The 23,734-nt window shown below is 63.0% G+C and carries 20 protein-coding genes; 19 read left to right on the top strand and 1 reads right to left on the bottom strand.

All coding sequences use genetic code 11. The features are described from left to right. The first annotated feature begins 52 nt into the window (after positions 1 to 52). From BLS08_RS08030 to BLS08_RS08000, 7 genes are all read left to right on the top strand, one after another. Positions 53 to 1,219 (top strand): ribosomal protein uL16 3-hydroxylase, encoded by a 1,167-nt coding sequence (locus BLS08_RS08030; RefSeq protein ID WP_017677080.1) that lies wholly within the window; start codon positions 53 to 55, stop codon positions 1,217 to 1,219. Continuing rightward, the gene (locus tag BLS08_RS08025; protein ID WP_017677081.1) at positions 1,212 to 1,637 is read left to right on the top strand and encodes a GNAT family N-acetyltransferase; all 426 of its coding nucleotides are present in this window, start codon (positions 1,212 to 1,214) and stop codon (positions 1,635 to 1,637) included. Before BLS08_RS08030 ends, BLS08_RS08025 begins: the two co-directional genes overlap by 8 nt. Positions 1,638 to 1,645: 8 nt before the next feature. Next, positions 1,646 to 2,287 (top strand): DUF7931 domain-containing protein, encoded by a 642-nt coding sequence (locus BLS08_RS08020; protein WP_017677082.1) that lies wholly within the window; start codon positions 1,646 to 1,648, stop codon positions 2,285 to 2,287. Next, positions 2,284 to 3,093, top strand: coding sequence for a secretin N-terminal domain-containing protein (locus tag BLS08_RS08015; protein WP_017677083.1), 810 nt, complete (start codon positions 2,284 to 2,286; stop codon positions 3,091 to 3,093). The genes BLS08_RS08020 and BLS08_RS08015 overlap by 4 nt, the downstream gene beginning before the upstream one ends. A 560-nt stretch (positions 3,094 to 3,653) precedes the next feature. Next, entirely contained in the window at positions 3,654 to 5,249 is a 1,596-nt protein-coding gene (locus tag BLS08_RS08010) for an isocitrate lyase (RefSeq protein WP_017677084.1), read from the top strand. A 301-nt stretch (positions 5,250 to 5,550) separates the two neighbouring features. Continuing rightward, on the top strand, positions 5,551 to 7,566 hold the full coding sequence (locus tag BLS08_RS08005; RefSeq protein ID WP_017677085.1) for a PhoX family protein: 2,016 nt from the start codon (positions 5,551 to 5,553) through the stop codon (positions 7,564 to 7,566). A 120-nt stretch (positions 7,567 to 7,686) separates the two neighbouring features. After that, positions 7,687 to 8,343: a hypothetical protein gene (locus BLS08_RS08000; RefSeq protein ID WP_055985566.1), complete on the top strand. Its 657-nt coding sequence runs from the start codon at positions 7,687 to 7,689 to the stop codon at positions 8,341 to 8,343. Positions 8,344 to 8,388: 45 nt separating this feature from the next. Here BLS08_RS08000 and BLS08_RS07995 read toward each other — a convergent pair whose 3' ends face one another. Next, complete coding sequence (locus tag BLS08_RS07995; protein ID WP_055985558.1) at positions 8,389 to 9,786, bottom strand: pectin acetylesterase-family hydrolase; 1,398 nt, start codon at positions 9,784 to 9,786, stop codon at positions 8,389 to 8,391. A gap of 568 nt (positions 9,787 to 10,354) precedes the next feature. Between BLS08_RS07995 and BLS08_RS07990 the strand changes: the two genes are divergently transcribed. The 12 genes from BLS08_RS07990 (at position 10,355) to nuoM (ending at position 23,733) form a co-directional block, all read left to right on the top strand. Continuing rightward, positions 10,355 to 10,768 (top strand): NADH-quinone oxidoreductase subunit A, encoded by a 414-nt coding sequence (locus tag BLS08_RS07990; RefSeq protein ID WP_013715479.1) that lies wholly within the window; start codon positions 10,355 to 10,357, stop codon positions 10,766 to 10,768. A 10-nt stretch (positions 10,769 to 10,778) separates the two neighbouring features. Continuing rightward, positions 10,779 to 11,456: a NuoB/complex I 20 kDa subunit family protein gene (locus BLS08_RS07985; protein WP_013715478.1), complete on the top strand. Its 678-nt coding sequence runs from the start codon at positions 10,779 to 10,781 to the stop codon at positions 11,454 to 11,456. A gap of 63 nt (positions 11,457 to 11,519) precedes the next feature. Continuing rightward, positions 11,520 to 13,301 (top strand): NADH-quinone oxidoreductase subunit C/D, encoded by a 1,782-nt coding sequence (gene nuoC, locus BLS08_RS07980; protein ID WP_055985555.1) that lies wholly within the window; start codon positions 11,520 to 11,522, stop codon positions 13,299 to 13,301. 2 nt (positions 13,302 to 13,303) lie between these two features. Continuing rightward, entirely contained in the window at positions 13,304 to 13,798 is a 495-nt protein-coding gene (gene nuoE / locus BLS08_RS07975; RefSeq protein ID WP_055985553.1) for an NADH-quinone oxidoreductase subunit NuoE, read from the top strand. Beyond that, positions 13,795 to 15,141, top strand: coding sequence for an NADH-quinone oxidoreductase subunit NuoF (gene nuoF, locus BLS08_RS07970; protein WP_055985550.1), 1,347 nt, complete (start codon positions 13,795 to 13,797; stop codon positions 15,139 to 15,141). The genes nuoE and nuoF overlap by 4 nt, the downstream gene beginning before the upstream one ends. A 58-nt stretch (positions 15,142 to 15,199) precedes the next feature. Then, entirely contained in the window at positions 15,200 to 17,908 is a 2,709-nt protein-coding gene (nuoG, locus tag BLS08_RS07965; protein ID WP_055985547.1) for an NADH-quinone oxidoreductase subunit NuoG, read from the top strand. Continuing rightward, entirely contained in the window at positions 17,905 to 18,897 is a 993-nt protein-coding gene (gene nuoH / locus BLS08_RS07960; RefSeq protein ID WP_045733231.1) for an NADH-quinone oxidoreductase subunit NuoH, read from the top strand. The genes nuoG and nuoH overlap by 4 nt, the downstream gene beginning before the upstream one ends. 13 nt (positions 18,898 to 18,910) lie before the next feature. Beyond that, positions 18,911 to 19,459, top strand: coding sequence for an NADH-quinone oxidoreductase subunit NuoI (gene nuoI / locus BLS08_RS07955; protein WP_017677093.1), 549 nt, complete (start codon positions 18,911 to 18,913; stop codon positions 19,457 to 19,459). A 67-nt stretch (positions 19,460 to 19,526) separates the two neighbouring features. Beyond that, a complete protein-coding gene (nuoJ, locus tag BLS08_RS07950) occupies positions 19,527 to 20,036 on the top strand; it encodes an NADH-quinone oxidoreductase subunit J (protein ID WP_055985544.1) in 510 nt (169 codons plus the stop codon). Then, positions 20,033 to 20,341 (top strand): NADH-quinone oxidoreductase subunit NuoK, encoded by a 309-nt coding sequence (gene nuoK, locus BLS08_RS07945; protein ID WP_003460477.1) that lies wholly within the window; start codon positions 20,033 to 20,035, stop codon positions 20,339 to 20,341. The genes nuoJ and nuoK overlap by 4 nt, the downstream gene beginning before the upstream one ends. Further along, on the top strand, positions 20,338 to 22,188 hold the full coding sequence (gene nuoL / locus BLS08_RS07940) for an NADH-quinone oxidoreductase subunit L (protein ID WP_055985541.1): 1,851 nt from the start codon (positions 20,338 to 20,340) through the stop codon (positions 22,186 to 22,188). Before nuoK ends, nuoL begins: the two co-directional genes overlap by 4 nt. 15 nt (positions 22,189 to 22,203) lie before the next feature. After that, positions 22,204 to 23,733, top strand: coding sequence for an NADH-quinone oxidoreductase subunit M (nuoM, locus tag BLS08_RS07935; RefSeq protein ID WP_055985538.1), 1,530 nt, complete (start codon positions 22,204 to 22,206; stop codon positions 23,731 to 23,733). Position 23,734: the final 1 nt, after the last annotated feature.

Here is a 23,734-nt window from a genome sequence, read left to right as displayed (position 1 = left end):
CTGAGCCGGGCGTTTTTGTTTTAAGGTTTTTATCTATTTCAAGGGCTTACTGATGAATCCTGATACTCCGCTGCAATTGCTGGGTGGCCTCACAGCCCGTGAATTCCTGCGCGACTACTGGCAGAAGAAACCCCTGCTGGTGCGTCAGGCCATTCCCGACTTCGAAAGCCCGATCAGCCCGGACGAACTGGCCGGCCTGGCGCTGGAAGAGGAAGTCGAGTCGCGCCTGGTGATCGAGCATGGCGAGCGCCCCTGGGAGCTGCAGCGCGGTCCGTTCAACGAAGACACCTTCCAGGATCTGCCCGAGCGCGACTGGACCCTGCTGGTACAAGCCGTCGACCAGTTCGTCCCGGAAGTGGCCGAACTGCTGGAAGACTTCAAATTCCTGCCCAAGTGGCGCATCGACGATCTGATGATCAGCTTCGCTGCCCCCGGTGGCGGCGTCGGCCCGCATTTCGACAACTACGACGTATTCCTGCTGCAGGCTCATGGTCATCGCCGCTGGCAAATTGGCCAGATGTGCGATGCCGACAGCCCGCTGCTCCCCCACGCCGATCTGAAGATCCTGGCTCAATTCGAACCAACCGATGAATGGGTGCTGGCACCCGGCGACATGCTCTACCTGCCGCCATGCCTCGCCCACTGTGGCACCGCTGAGGATGATTGCATGACCTATTCCGTGGGCTTCCGCGCGCCGAGCGCCGCCGAAGTACTGACCCATTTCACCGACTTCCTCGGCCAGTTCCTGCCCGACGAAGAGCGTTACAGCGATGCCGACATCCAGCCGAGCGAGGATCCCAACCAGATCCAGCGCGACGCCCTGGAGCGCCTCAAGGCCCTGCTCAATGAGCACATGGGTGACGAACGTCTGCTGATGACCTGGTTCGGCCAGTTCATGACCGAGCCCAAGTACCCGGAGCTGGTCGCCGGCATCGAGATCGAGGAAGAAGACTTCCTTGGCGCACTGGAAGATGGCGCGATCCTCATCCGCAACCCCAGCGCACGCATGGCCTGGTCGGAAGTCGGCGAAGATCTGGTGCTGTTCGCCAGCGGCCAGAGCCGTCTGGTGTCGGCCCGCCTGCGTGAGCTGCTGAAGCTGATCTGCAGCGCCGATGCGTTACATGTGGAAAACCTCGGCGCCTGGCTGGCCGACGACGAGGGGCGTACCCTGCTATGGGAACTGGTCAAGCAAGGCAGCCTGGGATTTGCCGATGAGTGAGATCTCCGTCCGAGTCGCGGACTGGCACAGGGACAATGTCGAGCTTCGTCGTATCCGCGACAGCGTGTTCGTCGCCGAGCAATCGGTGCCGCCAGAACTGGAGTGGGACGCCGAGGATACCGACGCCGTGCACTTTCTCGCCGAGGAAGGCGATTACCCGGTCGGCACCGCACGCCTGCTGCCCGACGGCCATATCGGTCGCGTGTCGGTGCTCAAGGACTGGCGCGGCCTGAAAGTGGGCGAAAAACTGATGCAGGCGGTGATTGCCGAAGCGGAAAAGCGCGGCCTGCATCAGCAAATGCTCACGGCTCAGGTGCACGCCACGCCGTTCTATGAAAGGCTAGGCTTCAGGATTGTCAGCGACGAGTACCTCGACGCTGGCATACCGCACGTGGATATGGTGCGCACCAGCCAGTAGAGAGCACGATGAACGACAAAGACGCCCCGGTCGAACCGATCGATACGCCAGATCCCATTGAACTGGCGGCTATCCAATTCGAGTCGCCGGGGCGTTTTGCCGTGCACAACCCCGCCCCCATCACGCCGGATGCGGCGCAATGGGAGCCGGCCCCCTTCGTCTTGGGCGAGCACGAGCGCCTGGAGCGCTTCAGCCAGCCCCAGCAAGCGCGCGCTCACGTTCTCGCCCTGATCCAGCAGGCGCAGCGCAACCTGTGCCTGTACAGCGATGACCTGGAACCCTGGCTCTATCACCACAGCAGCGTGCAACAGGCCTGTACCCGATTCCTGCTGAGCAGCCCACGAGCGCGCCTGCGCATCCTGCTGCGCGATCCGACCCGCGCCGTGAAGGAAGGTCATCGCCTGCTCGCCCTGTCACGCCGACTGTCCTCCAACCTGCATATCCGCAAACTCAATCCGGATTACGCCAACGAGGAACTGGCCTTCCTGATCGCCGATGACAGAGGCCTGTTCGTGCGACCTGAACTCGATCAACAATCCGGCTACACCCTGTACAACGATCCGGCGCGCGTGCGCCAACGCCAAACCCAGTTCGACCAGGCCTGGGATACCAGCATCACCGACCCTGATCTGCGGAGCTTTCTGCTATGACCCTGCGCACGCTGTTCGCCGCCCTGCTTCTCGGCCTGTGCCTGCCGCTGCAAGCGGCCACCGAGGTAATCCCACTGAATTACCGCACTGCCGATGACGTACTCGGCGTGGTGCAGTCGATGCTCGGCAACGAGGGCAAGGTCAGCGCCTATGGCAACCAACTGATCGTCAATGCGTCACCGGCCAAGATCGGTGAAGTGCGCGTGTTGTTGCAGCAACTCGACACCCGCCCGCGTCGCCTGCTGATCACCGTGGAGAGCGCCGACAGCAATTACCAGAACGACCGCGGCTATCGCGTCGATGGCACGCTCAGTGCCGGCAATGCCGAAGTACAGGTCGGCCGCGGCGAAGTGAACGGTCGCGACCAGGTGCGCATCATCCGCCGCAGCACCGACAGCCGTGGTGGCGGCACCCAGCAGGTACAAGCCACCGAAGGTTATCCAGCGCTGATCCAGGTCGGCCAGAGCGTGCCGCTGACCACCACCAGTACCGGCCCTTACGGCCAGGTCTACCAGGATACCCATTACCGCGACGTGACCCGCGGCTTCTACGTAACGGCCAGCCTCTCTGGCGAACTGGTCCACGTTGCCATCAGCAGCCAACGCGATCGCGTCAGCAACAGCCACCCCGGCGTGATCGATGTGCAAAGCACTGATACCCGCGTCAGCGGCCGACTCGGCGAGTGGATTACCCTGGGTGGCGTCAGCGAGGAAACCAGCTCCAGCGGCCGTGACGTGTTGCGCCGACACACTACCCAGGGCCGCGAGGACATGTCGCTGCGCCTGAAGGTCGAAGCGATCGACTGACACCCCGACCAAAGTCGAATGCCTTTCCCTCGCAAGAACGATGGACAACTCACGCAACCCGCGAAATGCCTGAAACGCCCATCCCATGGGCTGCCGAGCGTGACCAGCCAGTCGCCTACTGAATATGTAGTAGTTTTAAAAAACCACTACAAAACGTTTGACGAAGCATTTTCCCAGAGGCATGATGGCCTCGCTCCCGCTAGCCAGGGGTCCTGAAAAGGATCTCCAGACCGCCCGCGAAGTACTTCGCAACGGTCCGTGTCCCAACAGCCCACAAGGCCGTACGACGAGGTTGCGACTGGAACGAAGTTGTCCTGAGGGACGGGGAAGCGTTTAGCGTCAGACAGATCGAAAGCCCAGCAGGTGCCCAAGGCTTCCACGAGCCAACCAGCCCACGCCAAGCGCCCGAACTGTTCGCCACATCCCCCCCTCCTCGCGGTCAATCCTCGCCCCAGCCGTATTCTCGCCGTCAAAGTGGAAGCCTCCCGCAGCCGCTGCATCCGTGCACGCATTGCGTGGGTAGTCGGTGCTCAACCAACACATTTTTTGAAGGATTGACCATGTCCGCATATCAAAACGACATCAAGGCTGTAGCCGCTCTGAAAGAGAAGTTCGGCAGCAGCTGGAGCGCTATCAACCCCGAGTCCGTCGCCCGTATGCGCGCTCAGAACCGCTTCAAGACCGGTCTGGAAATCGCTCAGTACACCGCTGACATCATGCGCAAGGACATGGAAGAGTACGACGCCGACTCCTCCGTCTACACCCAGTCGCTGGGTTGCTGGCACGGCTTCATCGGTCAGCAGAAGCTGATCTCGATCAAGAAGCACCTGAAGACCACCAACAAGCGCTACCTCTACCTGTCCGGCTGGATGGTCGCTGCTCTGCGCTCGGACTTCGGCCCGCTGCCGGACCAGTCGATGCACGAGAAGACTGCCGTCTCCGACCTGATCGAAGAGCTGTACACCTTCCTGCGTCAGGCCGACAGCCGCGAACTGGATCTGCTGTTCACCGCCCTGGACGCTGCTCGTGCAGCTGGTGACCAGGCCAAGGCTGCCGAGATCCAGAACCAGATCGACAACTACGAAACCCATATCGTGCCGATCATCGCCGACATCGACGCTGGTTTCGGTAACCCGGAAGCCACCTACCTGCTGGCCAAGCGCATGATCGAAGCAGGCGCCTGCTGCATCCAGATCGAGAACCAGGTTTCCGACGAGAAGCAGTGCGGCCACCAGGACGGTAAGGTGACCGTTCCTCACGCCGACTTCCTCGCCAAGATTGCTGCCGTTCGCTACGCCTTCCTCGAGCTGGGCATCGACAACGGCGTGATCGTTGCACGTACCGACTCCCTGGGTGCCGGTCTGACCAAGCAGATCGCCGTGACCAACGAGCCGGGCGACCTGGGCGACCTGTACAACAGCTTCCTGGATTGCGAAGAAGTGTCTGCTGCCGACCTGGGCAACGGCGACGTCGTGATCAACCGCGGCGGCAAGCTGCTGCGTCCCAAGCGCCTGCCGTCCAACCTGTTCCAGTTCCGTGCTGGCACCGGCGAAGACCGCTGCGTACTGGACTGCATCACCAGTCTGCAGAACGGCGCCGATCTGCTGTGGATCGAGACCGAGAAGCCGCACGTTGGCCAGATCAAGGCCATGGTTGACCGCATCCGCCAGGTCATCCCGAACGCCAAGCTGGTGTACAACAACAGCCCGTCCTTCAACTGGACCCTGAACTTCCGTCAGCAGGTGTTCGACGCCATGGTTGCCGAAGGCAAGGACGTTTCCGCCTACGACCGCGCCAAGCTGATGAGCGTCGAGTACGACGAGACCGAACTGGCCCAGATTGCCGACGAGAAGATCCGTACCTTCCAGCGCGACGGTTCGGCCCACGCCGGCATCTTCCACCACCTGATCACCCTGCCGACCTACCACACTGCCGCACTGTCCACCGACAACCTGGCCAAGGGCTACTTCGCCGACCAGGGTATGCTGGCCTACGTGAAGGGCGTGCAGCGTCAGGAACTGCGTCAGGGTATCGCCTGCGTCAAGCACCAGAACATGGCTGGCTCCGACATCGGCGACAACCACAAGGAGTACTTCGCTGGCGAAGCAGCTCTGAAGGCGAGCGGTAAAGACAACACCATGAACCAGTTCCACTAAGAACGGTTCTCCTGCTGCGGACCACGCATCCGCAGCAGCCTGTTTGCCTAATCCGCCCCGGCTTTGCCGGGGTTTTTTTATGCCTGGGCGCAGGGTACGTCCCGCGCATCAATATCACCGCAAACGCCTGCACTGCCTGCCCTGCACGGCCTTGCCACACCTGATGAAGCGGCGCCAAACAGAGGATGGTCGTTGCCCCTCCGAGCAGTTTTGTGCAATGGCGCACAGGCGCTGTCACTATTCCGTCGTTTTCCTTGGTTAGCGTCATGACTCCGTCGATCAGCCTGACAAGGAGCCCTCCATGCGCAATGAACAAGAGCAAAACGTGCTATTCGGCAATGGCGATGAACCGCTCAGCAACGCCTCCAGCAATCCTCATATCAATGACCTGATCGAAGCCGGCCTGAGCCGCCGCCAGGTGGTCGCCGGCGGCGCTGCGCTCGGCGTCATGGGCTTTCTCGGCGTCGCCATGCCCGGTAGTGCCGAGGCCGCCGACAACCCGCTCAAAGACCAGCTCAAGGAGCTGCTGGAACGCCTGAAGAAACGCAGCAAGCGCCTGCCGTTCAATCCGGTGGCGGTTACCCGTGCCGATACCATCACCGTGCCAGCCGGCTACAAAGCCACCACTTTCATCCCCTGGGGCACGCCGATTCGTGGCAGCTTCCCGGCATTCCTCGACAACGCCGGCAACAGTGCCGCCGATCAGGCTGACCAGATCGGCATGCACCATGACGGCATGCACTTCTTCCCCATCGACGGTCAGCGCGGTGGCGGTCACAAGAGCGACCACGGCCTGCTGGTACTCAATCACGAGTACATCGACGCACCGCTGCTGCACCCCAATGGCCCCACCCTGGTCGGCGGCAAGCGCAGCAGCGCCGATGAAGTGCGCAAGGAAATCAACGCCCACGGCGTTTCGGTGGTAGAAGTGCGCCGCGTGCGCGGCCAATGGGAGGTGCTGCCCAGCGCCCGCAACCGCCGCATCACGGGCGCCACACCGATGCAGATCAGCGGCCCAGCACGCGGTCACGCCCTGCTCCGGACTCGCTACAGCCCCGACGGCACCGCCACCCGCGGCACGCTGAACAACTGCGCCAACGGCTTCACGCCCTGGGGCACTTACCTGACCTGCGAGGAAAACTGGGCCGGTTATTTCGCCAGCGGCGATGCCGAGCGCCCGCGTGAAATGACCCGCTACGGTGTCGGCAGCGCCAGCCGCTACGGTTGGGATCACCTGTCCGGCGACGAATTCCAGCGCTTCAACGCCACCCGCCTGGCCGCCGAGGCTGCAGGCGACTATCGCAACGAGCCGAACCACTTCGGCTGGATCGTTGAGATCGATCCCTTCGCGCCGGAATCGCCCCCGGTCAAGCGCACTGCACTGGGCCGCTTCGCCCACGAAGGCCTGGTATTCGCCCCGGTCAAACCGGGCAGTCCAGTGGTCTGCTATTCCGGCGACGATTCGCAGAATGAGTACATCTACAAGTTCGTCAGCCGCGGCAGGTACGTACCGGGTCGCAGCAACGGCAGTCTGCTCGACGAGGGCACTCTCTACGTGGCGCGCTTCAAGGCCAACGGCAAGGGGGATTGGCTGGCCCTGGACATCAAGGACAAGGCCTTCCAGGCCGCCTGCAGGGCTGCCGGGGTAAGCTTCGCCGACCAGGGCGAGGTACTGATCAACACCCGCCTGGCTGCCGACATCGTCGGCGCCACCAAGATGGATCGTCCGGAATGGGGGGCGGTAAACCCGAACAACGGCGACGTCTACTTCACCCTCACCAACAACAGTTCGCGCACCGTCGCTGATGCAGCCAACCCGCGCCCGGCCAACGCCTTCGGTCACATCATCCGCTGGCGTGAGCAGAGCCGCGACTATGCTGGCCGTGAATTCGTCTGGAGCCTGTTCCTGCTGGCCGGGCCGGAGAACGACAGCCTCGACCCCAACGGCAGACCGCTGACCGCCGACAACCGCCTGGCCAGCCCGGACGGCCTGTGGTTCGACGACGAAGGCCGCCTGTGGATCCAGACCGACATGAGCGGCAGCCAGCTCGCCAGCGGCCCTTTCGGCAACAACCAGATGCTGGTGGCCGAGCCCACCACCGGCGAGGTCAAGCGCTTTCTGGTCGGCCCCGTAGGCTGCGAGGTCACCGGCATCACCGCCACACCGGACTTCCGTACGTTGTTCGTCAACATCCAGCACCCGGGTGAAGGCTCGACTCCGACGGATTTTCGCAGCACCTGGCCGGACGGCCCCGGTCGCCGCCCACGCTCGGCCACCGTGATCGTCACGCGCGAAGACGGCAAGCCGCTGTTCTGATCCAGACACCTGCCCTCTCACCCACGACGAGAGGGCAGGCCCTCCATTCGCTGCATGGACAGGCAAAACGCGACTGCAACTTCTAAGCTGGAAGGCAATCGACTCGCGCAAGGACTGCTCATGCCCCGCTCCATTCTGCTGTTCGGCAGTTGCATTCTGATTGGCAGCATGACACTCGCCTGGTACTGGCAACGCCCCAATGCCGAAGAGCCTGCCACCTCACCATCAGAGCAAACGCAAGTGCAACCGGCCGCGCAAGGCAGCGCCTCGCCAGCTCCAGCCGATCTGAGCCCCGAGCAAATGCACCTGTTGGCCAGGCCCGAAGTCCAGCAACAGGAACGCCGCCTGGATTTTCATCAGCGCTACAGAGGGTTCATCGAGAACGCCACGGAACTCGACAGCAGCAGTCGCGAAGCACAAGCGCAAGCGTTGAGTGAGGGCGTCGATGCACTGGAGCAGCGAGGGGAATTGGCGCTGAGCGAGTCCCTGTTGTTGCAGATCGCCCTGATCAAGGCAGTCAGCGAAGACGAAGCCGAGCAGAAGAGACGCGCTGAAGCACTGATCAAGCGTTACCAGGCCATCAGCGCTGAGCGTGAGGCCAAACTGGCGCAACGATCTGACCCGAACTTCGAACGCTACAAGGCCGAGGAAAGAAATATCGTCGAAGAAGTGCTCGGCCTGCAGAATATTCCCCATGGACTCACTCGCGATCAATACCTCAGGCAACGCCTGCAAGAAGCTCGCGAGCGCAGTTACCAACAAACTCCGGATGGCTGAACGCGGCGACAACCCAAGCTGCCGCCGCGTTGCTTTCGCGCCGCTTCAGAGCAACTGGTCCAGCAGGTAATAGAGCAGATTGAATGGTTTGTTGCGGTCAGCCACATCGCTGCTTTCCGAAGCATCCAGTACCTGCCCACTGCCATCGAGAACACTGCTGACGAAGTTGTCCAGCTGCAGATTCTGCTCCTGGATATCGGAGTTGGCGAACTCGATGATGCTGGTGCAGTGGCTTTCGTTGACGTTACGGAATTGCGGGAAATAACCACCGACATTGCCCAGGCTCGCCAGTTGGCTGCGCAGACGCGTGGTATCCGTTGCCCAGCGCTGCTTGATCAGTGCTTCCTTGGTAGCCTGATTCGGCGCGTTGACGATCTCAGGGTAGAAGCGCTCGTAGGAATAGGACGAATAGTTCAGGTCCTGCCAGAAATGCGTATGCCCCATGCGATCACCAGGCAGATTGCTCGAAAGCGCCGGATACAGGCTGCCCAGATCGTTGCTGTTGAAGCCTGGCAGGCGCGCCTGCAGGTATTGCAACGGCCCCTGTGCAGCATCCAGACCCCAGGCCTGACGAATCAGGGTCTGCAACGGATAGGAAGGATAAGCCTGGTTGTCGCCAGCCAGCGCGGTATAGACAGGCCCGGAATCATTGATCAGGTAACCCCGGTTCGGCGCGATGTCCTGGCGCAGGTTGGCGTAGTTGGTCAGGCTGCCCGCGCCGCCTGCACTGCATCCCGTGGTGAGCATCTGGGTCGGCCGCGGCAGATTATCCTTCAGCCACCCCACCACTGCGCGCATGTTGCGCAAGCCGTTGTGGTGCCACACCAGCGGGGGATTTACCCCCTGCGGGTCTTCGTATACCGCCACCTTGTCACCGGAGTAGATGTCACCCGTGCAATACGGCACATAGACCATGTTCCAGTTCTGCGTCTTGACGCGCGTCCAGGGGTGCAGACGCACGACGAACGGACTCACCAGACTGGCGCCCGGATTGAGCAGCGACATGTAGTCGTCGGCGATGCCATCGGGGTTGCGCGCACCGCGGATGCCGCTCTGCCCGCTGCAGCTGGCGTAATCCCAGCAGGCACCACCACCTTCCAGATAAACGATGGTATTGCGCGTGTTCGGCACACGATTGATGAAGAACTTGTAAGGCGAGCCATTGCCGCACACCGCACCGGTCTGCGGCGCCATCTGAATCGTTTGCCAGCCGTAGTAATTGCCGGGATTGAAGCCGCTGTTGAAACCACTCGGATTGGCCAACAACGGATACGGCCCCACACGCTGCGCAGGCGTCACCGGGTTATCGGCCCTGGGCGGCGACACCAGGTTGCTCAAGCTCTGCCAGAAACTGTAATCACCCAATTCCGCGCTGGCAGGCGCGCTCAGGGCTAGCAACAGAACGGCTGGGACAATACGTGGCAACGACTGGACAACAGGCATGGCAAAACCCCTCATATTGTTATTCGTACGAAGGGTCGGCATACCCAGGCAGGGCAACTTCGCAGACCCAGCGGATGGTGGGCACTGCTCGATCAACTGCGCATCGCCGCGCGGCGATTCATGCACGCTAGTACAAGATCAGTTGGACAGCACCTGGAGATGAATAACATTTGGTGATAAGCCATGCCGCCGGCTATACGCTTTGAGAATCCGGGAAGCCATTCGATGCTTTCGCCTTAACACCAAAGTGGCAGCGAATTGCTCATCTCGCTGAGGGCAATCACGCTGCGAAATGAGGCAAATTAGCCGGATGAATGCGCCTTGAAATTGCCAGAGCAGAGTCATCAGCTATAGTCCTGAAACGCCAGCCCATACGGCTCGCTTCAGAATTACACCGATGCGACAAATCAATCAGAAATGATCGAATTTCAGGAATAATTTTTCTCTGAAAAATTTACTTACAGTTGGTCTACGCATAGTATTGTATACACACTTCGCGCCAACGCCCTCGACGGTGTCTGGTCGCTTAATAGATTAAAAGCCGTTCCTTAATCCAAGGAGTACCGGCATGCCTGATGCGGTAACGACCATGTCCCATAACTGGGCTTTCGCTGTGTTCTTGCTGGGTGTCTGCGGGCTCATCGCCTTCATGCTCGGCGTTTCCAGTCTGCTCGGCAGCAAAGCCTGGGGACGTAGCAAGAACGAGCCTTTCGAGTCGGGCATGCTTCCTACCGGCAGCGCGCGTCTGCGCCTGTCAGCCAAGTTCTATCTGGTCGCGATGCTCTTCGTGATCTTCGACGTTGAAGCCCTCTATCTCTTCGCTTGGGCAGTCTCGGTGCGCGAAAGCGGCTGGGCGGGCCTGATCGAAGCTACAGTTTTCATAGCAATTCTGTTGGCAGGTCTTGTCTATCTTTGGCGTATCGGCGCGCTCGATTGGGCACCGCAGGGACGTCGTGAACGGCAGGCGAAGCTAAAACAATGAGGCTTTGGCGATGCAATACAAACTTACTCGGGTCGACCCGAATGCGCCCAACGAGGCGTATCCGATCGGCCAGCGGGAGGTCGTCTCCGACCCGCTGCTAGAGGACCAGGTTCACAAGAACATCTACATGGGCAAGCTCTCGGACGTGCTTAACGGCGCGGTCAACTGGGGGCGCAAGAATTCCTTGTGGCCGTACAACTTCGGCCTGTCCTGCTGCTATGTGGAAATGACCACCGCCTTCACCGCCCCGCACGACGTGGCGCGTTTCGGTGCGGAGGTCATTCGCGCATCACCCCGCCAGGCCGACTTCATGGTCATCGCCGGCACCTGCTTCATCAAGATGGCGCCGGTCATCCAGCGTCTCTATGAGCAGATGCTGGAGCCCAAGTGGGTCATCTCCATGGGTTCATGCGCCAACTCCGGCGGCATGTACGACATCTACTCGGTCGTTCAGGGCGTGGACAAGTTCCTCCCCGTGGACGTCTACATTCCCGGCTGCCCGCCCCGTCCGGAGGCGTTCCTGCAAGGCTTGATGCTGCTGCAGGAATCCATCGGCCAGGAGCGCCGCCCGCTATCCTGGGTCGTTGGCGATCAAGGCATCTACCGTGCCGAAATGCCTTCGCAGAAGGAACAGCGACGCGAGCAGCGAATCGCCGTTACCAACCTGCGTAGCCCCGACGAAGTCTGAGCCGATGCTTGCCTGCGCAAGCGTCACGCCCACTTTCTACGTTGATCGACAGCGACCGAGACCATGACTCAAGACACCGTTGTGTCCATACCGCCTTACAAGGCTGACGACCAGGACGTCGTCGCCGAACTGCGCGCCCGTTTTGGCGACGACAGTTTCACCCTGCAAGCGACCCGCACCGGCATGCCGGTTCTCTGGGTCGCCCGTGAGCGCCTTATCGAAGTGCTCACCTGCCTGCGCAACCTGCCACGCCCCTATGTGATGCTCTACGACCTGCATGGCGTCGACGAGCGCCTGCGTACCCAGCGTCGCGGCCTGCCGGACGCCGACTTCACGGTGTTCTATCACCTGATGTCGCTGGAGCGTAACAGTGACGTGATGATCAAGGTCGCCCTGTCCGAGCGCGACCTCAACCTGCCCACCGCCACCAGCATCTGGCCCAACGCCAACTGGTACGAGCGCGAAGTCTGGGATCTGTACGGCATCACCTTCACCGGCCACCCGCACCTGAGCCGCATCATGATGCCGCCGACCTGGGAAGGTCACCCGCTGCGCAAGGACTACCCGGCGCGCGCCACCGAATTCGATCCGTTCAGCCTGACCCTGGCCAAACAGCAACTGGAAGAAGAAGCCGCGCGCTTCCGCCCGGAAGACTGGGGCATGAAACGCGGTGGCGAGCACGAGGACTACATGTTCCTCAACCTCGGCCCCAACCACCCCTCCGCCCACGGCGCGTTCCGCATCATCCTGCAGCTAGACGGCGAAGAGATCGTCGATTGCGTGCCGGAGATCGGCTACCACCACCGTGGCGCCGAGAAGATGGCCGAACGGCAGAGCTGGCACAGCTTCATCCCCTACACCGACCGCATCGACTACCTCGGCGGGGTGATGAACAACCTGCCCTACGTGCTCTCGGTGGAGAAACTCGCCGGTATCAAGGTGCCGGCCCGCGTCGACTTCATCCGCGTGATGCTCGCCGAGTTCTTCCGCATCACCAGTCACCTGCTGTTCCTCGGCACCTACATCCAGGACGTCGGCGCGATGACGCCGGTGTTCTTCACTTTCACCGACCGCCAGCGTGCCTACAAGGTGATCGAGGCCATCACCGGTTTCCGCCTGCACCCGGCCTGGTACCGTATCGGCGGCGTCGCCCATGATCTGCCACGCGGCTGGGACGGGCTGGTCAAGGAATTCGTCGACTGGCTGCCCAAACGTCTCGACGAGTACGAGAAAGCGGCGCTGAAGAACAGCATCCTCAAGGCCCGTACCATCGGCGTGGCGCAGTACAACACCAAGGAAGCGCTCGAATGGGGCACCACCGGTGCCGGCCTGCGCGCCACCGGTTGCGACTTCGACCTGCGCAAGGCGCGCCCCTATTCCGGCTACGAGCACTTCGAGTTCGAGGTGCCGCTGGCGGCCAATGGTGACGCCTACGACCGCTGCATGGTGCGCGTGGAAGAGATGCGCCAGAGCATCCGCATCATCGACCAGTGCCTGAAGAACATGCCGGAAGGCCCGTACAAGGCCGATCACCCGCTGACCACGCCGCCGCCGAAAGAGCGCACGCTGCAGCACATCGAAACCCTGATCACCCACTTCCTGCAGGTTTCCTGGGGCCCGGTCATGCCGGCCAACGAAGCCTTCCAGATGATCGAGGCGACCAAGGGCATCAACAGCTACTACCTGACGAGCGACGGCAGCACCATGAGCTACCGCACCCGGATTCGCACCCCCAGCTTCGCCCACCTGCAGCAGATCCCCTCGGTGATTCGCGGCAGCATGGTGGCGGATCTGATCGCCTACCTGGGCAGTATCGACTTCGTCATGGCCGACGTGGACCGCTGATCATGAATACGCTTATCCAGACAGACCGTTTCGTTCTCAGCGAAACCGAGCGCTCGGCCATCGAGCACGAGATGAACCACTACGAAGACCCGCGCGCCGCCAGCATCGAAGCGCTGAAGATCGTGCAGAAGCAGCGCGGCTGGGTGCCAGACGGCGCCGCTGACGCCATTGGCGCGATCCTCGGCATTCCCGCCAGCGACGTCGAGGGCGTGGCCACCTTCTACAGCCAGATATTCCGCCAGCCGGTGGGCCGCCACGTGATTCGCGTGTGCGACAGCATGACCTGCTACATCGGCGGCCATGAATCGGTGGTCAGTGAGATGCAGAAGCAGCTCGGCATCGGCCTTGGCCAGACCACCAGCGATGAGCGTTTCACCCTGCTGCCGGTGTGCTGCCTGGGCAACTGCGACAAGGCCCCGGCGCTGATGATCGACGACGATACCTTCGGCGATGTTCAACCCGACGGTGTCGCCAAGCTGCTGGAGGACTACCAATGAAAACTCTGACCTCCATCGGCCCAGCCAACCGCATTACCCGCAGCGAAGAAACCCATCCGCTGACCTGGCGCCTGCGTGACGACGCCCAGCCGGTGTGGCTGGAGGAATACCAGCAGAAGAACGGTTACGCGGCCGCCCGCAAGGCACTGACCGAAATGGCCCAGACCGACATCGTGCAGACCGTCAAGGAATCCGGCCTCAAGGGCCGTGGCGGCGCAGGCTTCCCCACCGGCGTGAAGTGGGGCCTGATGCCGGCTGACGAATCCATGAACATCCGCTATCTGCTGTGCAACGCGGACGAAATGGAGCCCAACACCTGGAAAGACCGCATGCTGATGGAACAGCTGCCACACCTGCTGGTGGAAGGCATGCTGATCTCCGCGCGCGCACTGAAGGCCTATCGCGGCTACATCTTCCTGCGCGGCGAGTACGTCGACGCCGCCGCCAACCTCAACCGCGCCATCGAGGAAGCCAAGGCCGCCGGCCTCTTGGGCAAGAACATTTTTGGCAGCGGCTTCGATTTCGAGCTGTTCGTGCACACCGGCGCCGGTCGCTACATCTGCGGCGAGGAAACCGCGCTGATCAACTCGCTGGAAGGCCGCCGCGCCAACCCACGGGCCAAGCCGCCCTTCCCGGCTGCTGTCGGCGTATGGGGCAAGCCCACTTGCGTCAATAACGTCGAAACCCTGTGCAACGTGCCGGCCATCGTCGGCCAGGGCGTGGACTGGTACAAGGGCCTCGCCCGCCCGGGCAGCGAAGACCACGGCACCAAGCTGATGGGGTTCTCCGGCAAGGTGAAGAACCCCGGTCTGTGGGAGCTGCCGTTCGGCATCACCGCCCGCGAATTATTCGAGGACTACGCCGGCGGCATGCGCGATGGTTACCAGCTCAAATGCTGGCAGCCGGGCGGTGCCGGCACCGGCTTCCTGCTGCCCGAACACCTTGAGGCGCAGATGTACGCCGGCGGCATCGGCAAGGTCGGTACCCGTATGGGCACAGGCCTGGCGCTGGCAGTCGACGACTCGATCAGCATGGTCTCGCTGCTGCGCAACATGGAAGAGTTCTTCGCCCGCGAGTCTTGCGGCTGGTGCACGCCGTGCCGCGACGGCCTGCCCTGGAGCGTGAAGATCCTGCGTGCCCTCGAGCGCGGCGAAGGCACACGCGAGGACATCGCCACCCTGCTCGGCCTGGTCAACTTCCTCGGCCCGGGCAAAACCTTCTGTGCTCACGCGCCAGGCGCCGTGGAGCCGTTGGGCAGTGCCATCAAGTATTTCCGTGAAGAGTTCGAGGCCGGTGTGGCCAAGGTGGCGACCACGCCCCGCATGCCGGCAAGAGCGAGCTGAACAGACGAATTCCCTTAGCCAGCCGCTTTTCTGAAGCGGGTAAACGAAGACTGAAGAAATGGCCACTATCCACGTAGACGGCAAAGATTTCGAAGTCGATGGTGCAGACAACCTCCTGCAGGCCTGCCTGTCCCTTGGACTCGATATCCCCTACTTCTGCTGGCACCCGGCGCTTGGCAGCGTCGGCGCCTGCCGCCAGTGCGCGGTCAAGCAGTACAACGACGAGAACGACACCCGCGGTCGCATCGTCATGTCCTGCATGACGCCCGCCACCGATAACACCTGGATCAGCATCGACGACGAGGAGTCCAAGGCGTTCCGCGCCAGCGTCGTCGAATGGCTGATGACCAACCACCCGCACGACTGCCCAGTGTGCGAGGAAGGTGGTCACTGCCACCTGCAGGACATGACGGTGATGACCGGGCACAACACCCGTCGCTACCGCTTCACCAAGCGTACCCACCAGAATCAGGAACTCGGCCCGTTCATCGCCCACGAGATGAACCGCTGCATCGCCTGTTATCGCTGCGTGCGCTACTACAAGGACTACGCCGGCAGCACCGACCTGGGCGTCTACGGCGCGCACGACAACGTGTACTTCGGCCGCGTCGAGGACGGCACGCTGGAAAGCGAGTTTTCCGGCAACCTGGTCGAGGTCTGCCCGACTGGCGTGTTCACCGACAAGACCCACTCCGAGCGCTACAACCGCAAGTGGGACATGCAGTTCGCCCCGAGCATCTGCCATGGCTGCTCCAGCGGCTGCAACATCAGCCCCGGTGAGCGCTACGGCGAGCTGCGCCGTATCGAGAACCGCTTCAACGGCTCGGTGAACCAGTACTTCCTCTGTGACCGTGGCCGCTTCGGCTATGGCTACGTCAACCGCGAAGATCGCCCACGTCAGCCGCTGCTGGCTGGCCAGGCCATCAGCATAGATGCCGCGCTGGACAAGGCCGCCGAGCTGCTCAAGGGCAAGCGCGTGATCGGCATTGGCTCGCCGCGCGCCAGCCTGGAATCCAACTTCGCCCTGCGCGAACTGGTCGGTGCCGACAACTTCTATAGCGGCCTTGCTGCCAGCGAACTGGCCAATATTCGCCTGATCCGCGACATCCTGCAAAACGGCCCGCTGCCGACCCCGACCCTGCGCGACGTCGAGCTGCATGACGCCATCTTCGTCCTCGGCGAAGACCTGACCCAGACCGCCGCGCGTATGGCCCTGGCCCTGCGTCAAGCCGTCAAGGGCAAGGCCACCGAGATCGCTGCCGGTGCACGTATTCAGGACTGGCACATGGCAGCGGTGCAGAACGTTGCGCAGCACGCTCTGCACCCGCTGTTTATCGCCAGCGTCGGCGAAACCCGCCTGGATGATGTCGCCGAGCAGTGCGTGCACGCTGCCCCGGCCGACCTGGCCCGTATCGGTTTCGCCGTGGCCCACGCCATCGACCCGAGCGCACCGGCCGTCGACGGCCTGGACGCCGAAGCCGGCGAACTGGTGCAGCGCATCGCCGATGCCCTGATCAATGCCAAGCGCCCGCTGATCGTTTCCGGAGCCTCCCTGGGCGACAAGGCCCTGATCGAAGCCGCCGCCAATATCGCCAGCGCGCTGAAGAACCGCGAGAAGAACGGCTCGCTGAGCCTGGTGGTGCCTGAGGCCAACAGCCTGGGGCTGGCCCTGCTCGGTGGCGACTCCGTCGATGCCGCACTCGGTGCTCTGAGCAACGGCCAGGCCGATGCCGTGATCGTGCTGGAAAACGACCTGTACCGCCGCGCCGATGCGGCCAAGGTCGAAGCCGCGCTCAGCGCCGCGCAGGCGGTGATCGTCGCTGATCACCAGCGCACTGACACCAGCGAACGCGCCCACCTGCTGCTGCCGGTGGCCTCCTTCGCCGAAGGCGACGGCACCCTGGTCAGCCTCGAAGGCCGCGCCCAGCGCTTCTTCCAGGTCTATGAGCCGAGCTACTACGACGCGGGCATCCTGATCCGCGAAGGCTGGCGCTGGCTGCACGCCCTGCACAGCACCCTGCAGGGCAAAGCCGTGGACTGGACGCAACTGGATCAGGTCACCGCGGCCTGCGCCGCCAGCAATCCGCATTTGTCCGGCATCAAGGACGCCGCGCCTAGCGCCTCGTTCCGCATCAAGGGGCTCAAGCTCGCCCGCGAGCCGCACCGCTACAGCGGCCGTACCGCCATGCGCGCCAATATCAGCGTGCACGAGCCGCGTCAGCCGCAGGATCAGGATTCGGCCTTCGCCTTCTCCATGGAAGGCTACGCCGGCAGCAAGGAAGATCGGCAACAGATTCCGTTCGCCTGGTCGCCGGGCTGGAACTCACCGCAGGCCTGGAACAAGTTCCAGGACGAGGTCGGTGGTCATCTGCGTGCCGGCGACCCCGGCGTGCGCCTGCTCGAAGCCGCCGGTAACGTCCTGCCCTGGTTCGCGGTGAATGCAGCGTTCAACCCGGCAGCCGGCACCTGGCAGGTGGCGCCGCTGCACCACTTGTTCGGCAGCGAGGAAAACTCCGCACGCGCCAAACCGATTCAGGAGCGTATGCCCGAGCCTTACGTGGCCCTGGCCCGCGATGAAGCAGCACGCCTGGGGGTGAACGACGGCGCGCTGCTGGCCCTGCGCGTCAACGGCCAGGCGCTGCGCCTGCCGCTGCAGGTGCGTGATGATCTGGCCGTCGGCCTGGTCGGCCTGCCGGTTGGTTTGCCAGGCATTCCGGCAGCAGTCGCCGGTGCCAGCGTGACCCTGCTGCAGGAGGCCGCGCAATGAGCTGGTTGACGCCCGAACTGATCGAGATCGTCATCGCTGTGCTCAAGGCCATCGTCATCCTGCTGGTGGTGGTGGTCTGCGGCGCGCTGCTGAGCTTCGTCGAGCGGCGCCTGCTCGGCTGGTGGCAGGATCGCTACGGCCCCAACCGTGTGGGGCCGTTCGGCATGTTCCAGATCGCCGCCGACATGATCAAGATGTTCTTCAAGGAGGACTGGACGCCGCCGTTCGCCGACAAGTTCATCTTCATCCTGGCACCGATGATCGCCTTCTCGGCGATGCTGATGGCCTTCGCCATCATCCCCATCACCCCGACCTGGGGTGTGGCGGATCTGAACATCGGCATCCTGTTCTTCTTCGCCATGGCGGGTCTTTCGGTCTATGCCGTGCTGTTCGCCGGCTGGTCGAGCAACAACAAGTTCGCCCTGCTCGGCAGCCTGCGTGCCTCGGCCCAGACCATCTCCTACGAGGTGTTCCTGGCCCTGGCACTGATGGGCGTGGTGGCGCAGGTCGGCTCGTTCAACATGCGCGACATCGTCGATTACCAGGCGCAGAATCTGTGGTTCATCATTCCGCAGTTCTTCGGCTTCTGTACCTTCTTCATCGCTGCCGTTGCGGTGACCCACCGTCACCCGTTCGACCAGCCGGAAGCCGAGCAGGAGCTGGCCGATGGTTACCACATCGAATACGCCGGGATGAAATGGGGCATGTTCTTCGTCGGCGAGTACGTCGCCATCGTCACCGTGTCGGCCTTGCTGGTAACGCTGTTCTTCGGTGGCTGGCACGGCCCGTTCGGCATCCTGCCGCAGATTCCGTTCTTCTGGTTCGCGCTGAAAACGGCCTTCTTCATCATGATCTTCATCCTGCTGCGTGCGTCGATCCCACGCCCGCGCTATGACCAGGTCATGGCCTTCAGCTGGAAGTTCTGCCTGCCGCTGACCCTGATCAACCTGCTGGTGACCGGCGCCGTCGTGCTGGCCACGGCCCAGTAAGGAGAACCACAGAATGTTCAAATACATATGGGACGTGCTGGTCGGTACCGGCACCCAACTGCGCAGCCTGGTCATGGTGTTCAGCCATGGCTTTCGCAAGCGCGACACCCTGCAATATCCGGAAGAACCGGTCTACCTGCCGCCGCGCTACCGTGGCCGCATCGTCCTGACCCGCGACCCCGACGGCGAGGAACGCTGCGTGGCCTGCAACCTGTGCGCCGTGGCCTGCCCGGTGGGCTGCATCTCGCTGCAGAAGGCGGAAACCGACGACGGTCGCTGGTACCCGGAGTTCTTCCGCATCAACTTCTCGCGCTGCATCTTCTGCGGCCTGTGCGAAGAAGCCTGCCCGACCACCGCGATCCAGCTCACCCCCGATTTCGAGATGGGCGAGTTCAAGCGTCAGGATCTGGTGTACGAGAAGGAAGACCTGCTGATCAGCGGCCCCGGCAAGAACCCGGACTACAACTTCTACCGCGTTGCCGGTATGGCCATCGCCGGCAAGCCCAAGGGCGCCGCGCAGAACGAGGCCGAGCCGATCAACGTCAAGGGGCTGTTGCCATGACTCGTTCTTACCCTCTCCCCCAGCCCCTCTCCCGTATGCGGGAGCGGGGTGCAATGAGGAGCTTCTGATGGAATTTGCCTTCTATTTCTCCGCCGGTATGGCGGTGGCCGCAACGGTCGGGGTGGTCACCAACACCAACCCGGTGCATGCCCTGCTCTATCTCATCGTCTCGCTGCTGGCGGTGTCGATGGTGTTCTTTGCCCTCGGTGCGCCCTTCGCCGGCGCGCTGGAAATCATCGTCTACGCTGGCGCCATCATGGTGCTGTTCGTCTTCGTGGTGATGATGCTCAACCTTGGCCCGGCTGCTGCCGAGCAGGAGCGCAAGTGGCTGACGCCCGGTATCTGGGTCGGCCCGGCGATTCTCAGCGCCTTGCTGCTCGGCCAGTTGCTCTATGTGCTGCTGAACCACGTCAGCGACGCCCATATCGGCCACACCACAGTCGAAGCCAAGGCCGTCGGCATCAGCCTGTTCGGCCCCTATCTGCTGGCGGTGGAACTGGCTTCCATGCTGCTGCTCGCCGCATTGGTCGCTGCCTACCACCTGGGCCGCCACGACGCCAAGGAGCCCACCGCATGACCGGTATTCCACTCGAACACGGCCTGGCCCTGGCCGGCGTGCTGTTCTGCATTGGCCTGGTCGGCCTGATGGTGCGGCGCAACATCCTGTTCATCCTGATGAGCCTGGAAGTGATGATGAATGCCGCTGCGCTCGCCTTCGTCGTCGCCGGCGCCCGTTGGGGCGCGGCTGACGGCCAGGTGATGTTCATTCTGGTGATCACCCTGGCAGCCGCCGAGGCCAGCATCGGCCTGGCAATCCTGCTGCAGCTGTATCGCCGCTTCAACACTCTGGATATCGACGCTGCCAGCGAGATGCGCGGATGAACCTTCTAGCCCTGACTCTATTCTTCCCGCTGCTCGGCTGGCTGCTGCTGGCCTTCTCGCGCGGGCGCCTCTCGGAAAACACCAGTGCGCTGATCGGCGTCGGCTCCATCGGCCTGGCCGCCGCCAGCGCTGCCTGGGTGACCGCCGCTTTCCTCGGCAATCCGCCGGCCGGCGGCGCCTACAGCCTGACCCTGTGGCAGTGGATGAGCGTCGAAGGCCTGGCGCCGAGCTTCACCCTGTATCTGGACGGCCTGTCCGTGACCATGCTCGGCGTGGTCACCGGCGTAGGGTTTCTGATCCACCTGTTCGCCAGCTGGTACATGCGCGGTGAAGAAGGTTATTCGCGCTTCTTCGCCTACACCAACCTGTTCATCTTCAGCATGTTGCTGCTGGTGCTCGGCGACAACCTGCTGGTGCTGTTCTTCGGCTGGGAAGGCGTGGGCCTGTGCTCGTACCTGCTGATCGGCTTCTACTACAAGCACATACCCAACGGTAACGCCGCGCTCAAGGCGTTCATCGTCACCCGCGTCGGCGATGTGTTCCTGATGATTGGCCTGTTCCTGCTGTTCCTCAACCTCGGCACCCTGAACATCCAGGAGCTGATGGTGCTGGCGCCGCAGCAATACGTGGCCGGTGACGCCTGGCTGTGGCTTGCCACGCTGATGCTGCTGGGCGGCGCGGTCGGTAAATCTGCCCAGCTGCCGCTGCAGACCTGGCTGGCCGACGCCATGGCCGGCCCGACTCCGGTGTCGGCGCTGATCCACGCGGCGACCATGGTCACCGCTGGCGTGTACCTGATCGCCCGTACCCACGGCCTGTTCCTGCTGACCCCGGAGATTCTCGAGCTGGTCGGCATCGTCGGTGGCGTGACCCTGGTGCTGGCCGGTTTCGCCGCGCTGGTGCAGACCGACATCAAGCGCATCCTCGCCTACTCGACCATGAGCCAGATCGGCTACATGTTCCTCGCCCTGGGCGTTGGTGCCTGGGATGCGGCGATCTTCCATTTGATGACCCACGCATTCTTCAAGGCCCTGCTGTTCCTTGCTTCCGGTGCGGTGATCCATGCCTGCCACCACGAGCAGAACATCTTCAAGATGGGCGGGCTGTGGAAGAAGTTGCCACTGGCCTACGCCAGCTTCGTCGTCGGCGGCGCTGCCCTGGCTGCCCTGCCGCTGCTGACCGCCGGCTTCTACTCCAAGGACGAAATCCTTTGGGAAGCCTTCGCCAGTGGCCACAGCGAGCTGCTTTACGCGGGTCTGGTCGGTGCCTTCCTGACCTCGATCTACACCTTCCGCCTGATCTTCATCGCCTTCCACGGCGAGCAGAAGACCGAGGCGCACGCCGGTCATGGCATCGCCCACAACCTGCCGCTGCTGGTGCTGATCGTCCTGTCGACCTTCATCGGTGCCTGGATCACCCCGCCGCTGGCCGGCGTGCTGCCACAAAGTGCCGGCCATGCCGGTGGCGAGGCCAAGCACAGCCTGGAATTGCTGTCGGGGCTGATCGCGGTGAGCGGTATCGTCATCGCCGCCCTGCTCTTCCTCGGCCAGCGTCGCGTCGCCTCTGCCGTGGCGCAGAGCGCGCCGGGTCGTTTGCTGAGCGCCCTGTGGTTCGCTGCCTGGGGTTTCGACTGGCTCTACGACAAGCTGTTCGTGCGCCCCTACCTTGCGCTCTGCCATCTGCTGCGCCGCGACCCCATCGACCGCAGCATCGGCCTGATTCCGCTGCTTGCGCGCGGTGGTAATGCCACGCTGGTGCGCAGCGAAAACGGCCAGGTGCGCTGGTACGCCGCCTCGATCGCCGGGGGCGCCGTGCTGGTGCTCGCCGCCATCCTCTTTCTGAGTTAAGGAAAACAGCCTGTCATGATTCTGCCCTGGCTAATCCTGATTCCCTTCATCGGCGGCCTGCTGTGCTGGCAAGGCGAGCGCTTCGGCCACGTCCTGCCGCGCTGGATCGCCCTGATCACCATGGGCCTGCTGCTGGGCCTCGGCCTGTGGCTGTGGGTCAGCGGTGATTTCACCCTGGCACCCGCTCCTGGCGGCGAGCCGCGCTGGGCCCACGAGTTCGTCATCGACTGGATCCCACGCCTGGGGATCACCATCCACCTGGCGATGGACGGCCTGTCGGTGCTGATGGTAGTGCTCACCGGCCTGCTCGGCGTGCTCTCGGTGCTCTGCTCGTGGAACGAGATCCAGAACCGCGTCGGCTTCTTCCACCTCAACCTGATGTGGATTCTTGGCGGCGTGGTCGGCGTGTTCCTCGCCGTCGACCTGTTCCTGTTCTTCTTCTTCTGGGAAATGATGCTGGTGCCGATGTATTTTCTCATCGCGCTCTGGGGTCATAGCGGCAGCGACGGCCGTACCCGCATCACCGCCGCCACCAAGTTCTTCATCTTCACCCAGGCCAGCGGCCTGATCATGCTGGTGTCGATCCTGGCTCTGGTGTTCGTGCACTTCAACCAGACCGGCGTGCTCAGCTTCAACTATGCCGACCTGCTGAAAACCGAGTTGGCGCCGGGCACCGAGTACCTGCTGATGCTCGGTTTCTTCGTCGCCTTCGCGGTGAAGTTCCCGGTGGTGCCGGTGCACTCCTGGCTGCCGGACGCCCACGCCCAGGCGCCTACCGCCGGCTCCGTCGACCTGGCCGGCATTCTGCTGAAGACCGCGGCCTACGGCCTGCTGCGCTTCGCCCTACCGCTGTTCCCCAATGCCTCGGCGGAGTTCGCGCCCATCGCCCAGTGGCTCGGCGTGTTCGCCATCGTCTACGGCGCTCTGCTGTCGTTCGCGCAGACCGATATCAAGCGCCTGGTGGCCTACTCCAGCGTCTCGCACATGGGCTTCGTACTGATCGCCATCTATTCGGGTAGCCAGATCGCCCTGCAAGGTGCGGTGGTGCAGATGGTCGCCCACGGCCTGTCCGCTGCTGCGCTGTTCATCCTCTGCGGCCAGCTCTACGAGCGCGTGCACACCCGTGACCTGCGCCAGATGGGCGGCATCTGGGCGCGTATGCCGTGGCTGCCGGCCATCAGCCTGTTCTTCGCCGCTGCGGCGCTGGGCCTGCCGGGCACCGGCAACTTCGTCGGCGAATTCCTCATCCTGATCGGCAGCTTCCCCGGCGCACCCTGGATCGTGGTGCTGGCCGCCACCGGCCTGGTGCTCGGCTCGGTGTACGCCCTGGCGATGATCCACCGCGCCTACTTCGGCCCGGTGCAACAGGAGGCACCGCTGCCGGGCCTGAAAGCCCGTGAGCTGGCCATGGTACTCGGCCTCGCGGCCCTGCTGATTCTGCTTGGCGTTTACCCGCAACCGGTGCTCGACACCTCCGCTGCCAGCATGCATGGCGTGCAGCAGTGGATGGCTGGCGCCCTCAATCAACTCGCCGCGGGCCGGTAAG

It is taken from the genome of Ectopseudomonas chengduensis (assembly GCF_900102635.1).
Taxonomy (GTDB): Bacteria; Pseudomonadota; Gammaproteobacteria; order Pseudomonadales; family Pseudomonadaceae; genus Aquipseudomonas; species Aquipseudomonas chengduensis.
The sequence above is the reverse complement of the archived record's forward strand: the minus strand, read 5'-3'. Positions and strand labels throughout refer to the sequence as shown.

Bases quoted from the DNA above. Each gene is read 5' to 3' on its own strand.
- nuoJ (WP_055985544.1), top strand. From the start codon at position 19,527: ATGGAATTTGCCTTCTATTTCTCCGCCGGTATGGCGGTGGCCGCAACG.
- BLS08_RS07995 (WP_055985558.1), bottom strand. From the start codon at position 9,786: ATGCCTGTTGTCCAGTCGTTGCCACGTATTGTCCCAGCCGTTCTGTTG.
- BLS08_RS07990 (WP_013715479.1), top strand. From the start codon at position 10,355: ATGCCTGATGCGGTAACGACCATGTCCCATAACTGGGCTTTCGCTGTG.
- nuoG (WP_055985547.1), top strand. From the start codon at position 15,200: ATGGCCACTATCCACGTAGACGGCAAAGATTTCGAAGTCGATGGTGCA.
- BLS08_RS08025 (WP_017677081.1), top strand. From the start codon at position 1,212: ATGAGTGAGATCTCCGTCCGAGTCGCGGACTGGCACAGGGACAATGTC.
- BLS08_RS08020 (WP_017677082.1), top strand. From the start codon at position 1,646: ATGAACGACAAAGACGCCCCGGTCGAACCGATCGATACGCCAGATCCC.
- BLS08_RS07985 (WP_013715478.1), top strand. From the start codon at position 10,779: ATGCAATACAAACTTACTCGGGTCGACCCGAATGCGCCCAACGAGGCG.
- nuoF (WP_055985550.1), top strand. From the start codon at position 13,795: ATGAAAACTCTGACCTCCATCGGCCCAGCCAACCGCATTACCCGCAGC.
- nuoK (WP_003460477.1), top strand. From the start codon at position 20,033: ATGACCGGTATTCCACTCGAACACGGCCTGGCCCTGGCCGGCGTGCTG.
- nuoE (WP_055985553.1), top strand. From the start codon at position 13,304: ATGAATACGCTTATCCAGACAGACCGTTTCGTTCTCAGCGAAACCGAG.
- nuoI (WP_017677093.1), top strand. From the start codon at position 18,911: ATGTTCAAATACATATGGGACGTGCTGGTCGGTACCGGCACCCAACTG.
- nuoL (WP_055985541.1), top strand. From the start codon at position 20,338: ATGAACCTTCTAGCCCTGACTCTATTCTTCCCGCTGCTCGGCTGGCTG.
- nuoM (WP_055985538.1), top strand. From the start codon at position 22,204: ATGATTCTGCCCTGGCTAATCCTGATTCCCTTCATCGGCGGCCTGCTG.
- BLS08_RS08015 (WP_017677083.1), top strand. From the start codon at position 2,284: ATGACCCTGCGCACGCTGTTCGCCGCCCTGCTTCTCGGCCTGTGCCTG.
- BLS08_RS08000 (WP_055985566.1), top strand. From the start codon at position 7,687: ATGCCCCGCTCCATTCTGCTGTTCGGCAGTTGCATTCTGATTGGCAGC.
- BLS08_RS08010 (WP_017677084.1), top strand. From the start codon at position 3,654: ATGTCCGCATATCAAAACGACATCAAGGCTGTAGCCGCTCTGAAAGAG.
- BLS08_RS08005 (WP_017677085.1), top strand. From the start codon at position 5,551: ATGCGCAATGAACAAGAGCAAAACGTGCTATTCGGCAATGGCGATGAA.
- nuoC (WP_055985555.1), top strand. From the start codon at position 11,520: ATGACTCAAGACACCGTTGTGTCCATACCGCCTTACAAGGCTGACGAC.
- nuoH (WP_045733231.1), top strand. From the start codon at position 17,905: ATGAGCTGGTTGACGCCCGAACTGATCGAGATCGTCATCGCTGTGCTC.
- BLS08_RS08030 (WP_017677080.1), top strand. From the start codon at position 53: ATGAATCCTGATACTCCGCTGCAATTGCTGGGTGGCCTCACAGCCCGT.